Annotated in this window: 1 protein-coding gene and 1 pseudogene; one reads left to right on the top strand and one right to left on the bottom strand. The window is 71.1% G+C overall.

The genetic code is table 11. The annotated features are described in order from the left end of the window. Nucleotides 1-241 (top strand): annotated as a pseudogene (locus A9X00_RS24810) (septum formation family protein); the annotation flags it as partial. On the opposite strand, the gene A9X00_RS24805 reads toward A9X00_RS24810, so the two are convergent. Further along, nucleotides 231-1,367: an FAD-dependent oxidoreductase gene (locus A9X00_RS24805; RefSeq protein ID WP_067159566.1), complete on the bottom strand. Its 1,137-nt coding sequence runs from the start codon at nt 1,365-1,367 to the stop codon at nt 231-233. The pseudogene A9X00_RS24810 and the gene A9X00_RS24805 overlap by 11 nt on opposite strands. Nucleotides 1,368-1,452: the final 85 nt, after the last annotated feature.

Genomic DNA, 1,452 nt, shown 5'->3' with positions numbered 1-1,452 from the left:
GGCGGAGGTGACCGGGATCGTGACCATCCCCGACGGGCCGTTCCCCGGCGAGTCCGGATTCGGCGCCTACGGCAAGGACTGCAAGGACGACTTGGCGTCGTACTCGCCGTCGGCGTTGTTGGATCCCGACATCGACCTGGCGATCATGCCGCCCACCCGAGAATCGTGGCAGCGCGGCGACCGCGCCATGGTGTGCGTCGCGACGTTCACGACCAAGCGAACCGGGTCCATCAAGAGCTGAGCGGCCGGAGCGGCTGATTTTCGCGGATCCCGCGATACATGCCCCAGCGGACGATCCACGGCATCACCACCCGCTCGACCGACCAGGACGGGAACCGCAGCGATTGGCCGGTGGGGAAGAAGACCTCGAGCCCGTTGGGCTGGATGCCCACCAACGAACCCCACCGCCGGCCCGGAGTCCGGAAGGCGCGCAGATCCCGACCCGTGAACTCGGCGCGAATGTTGTTCGCTACCAACGCATCCCCACGGTTGCGGGCGGAGCTGCGGAGGGGATCGGTAGCCGCGACGTCCCCGACCGCGAACACGCCCCGATGACCGGGCACCCGCAGCTGCGGCGTCACGCGGACGAAGCCGCGTTCGTCGAGGAGTTCCGGTGGCAGCCAATCGGTATTGGGGCGTACCCGGCCGATCGCCCACAGCACGGCGTCGGCGGAAGCCGGGGGTTGCCCGGTGCTCCATCCGACCGGTTCCCCTGTGATCTCCTCACCCGAGAAGCCGTCGGGGATCTGGGCGCGGTGGCCCGGGTGCACGCCCACGCCCAGGCCGACCAATCGGTCCCGGATGCGCCGCCACGTCGCCGGGTGATACTCGCCCAGCGCCCGCTCGCCGGGGAAGTAAAGGTCGACCCGCTTGCCGGGCCAGGTGGTCGCGAGGTTGACGGCGCTGCTGACCGCGGCCGCTCCGCCGCCCACGACGATCACCGAATCCGCGGCGGCCAGCCGGTCATGGGCGGCGCGCAGGTCGGCGCCGATCTCGGTGGGCGACTGCAGGGTCGGGCGGCGCCAGAAGCCGTTGCTGACGCCCGTCGAGATGACCAGCGCGTCGTACTCCTCGGCCACGGCCGTGCCGTCCTCGCGCCGACCCAACACCGTTCGGGCCGCCAGATCGAGCCCGGTCAGCGTCGCCTGCACCGTGCGCACGTCGTCCAGGCGGCGGAACTTGTCGAACGGGATCCAGTAGTCGCGGGCCCAGTCCTCGGGGCGGGAGAGCCGGACGCCGAGTTCCTGCCCGCTCACCAGCGCGGGCTTGGCGGAGATGCCGACGACGTCGGCGTGCCGGGCCAGGCGGATGGCGGTCAGGACACCGACGTCCCCCAGCCCGGCAACGACGACCCGCTTGCGGCTCATGTCGGGGTCACGCGCGGCGCGATTCGCTTGTGCCGCTGCAATTTTCGGGTGGCCAGGCCGGTATGACGGCGTCCATGCGGGCCTC

This window comes from Mycobacterium sp. 1245805.9 (assembly GCF_001672915.1).
Classification (GTDB): domain Bacteria; phylum Actinomycetota; class Actinomycetes; order Mycobacteriales; family Mycobacteriaceae; genus Mycobacterium.
Note: the sequence above shows the minus strand (reverse complement) of the source record. Positions and strands in the feature narration are given on the sequence as shown.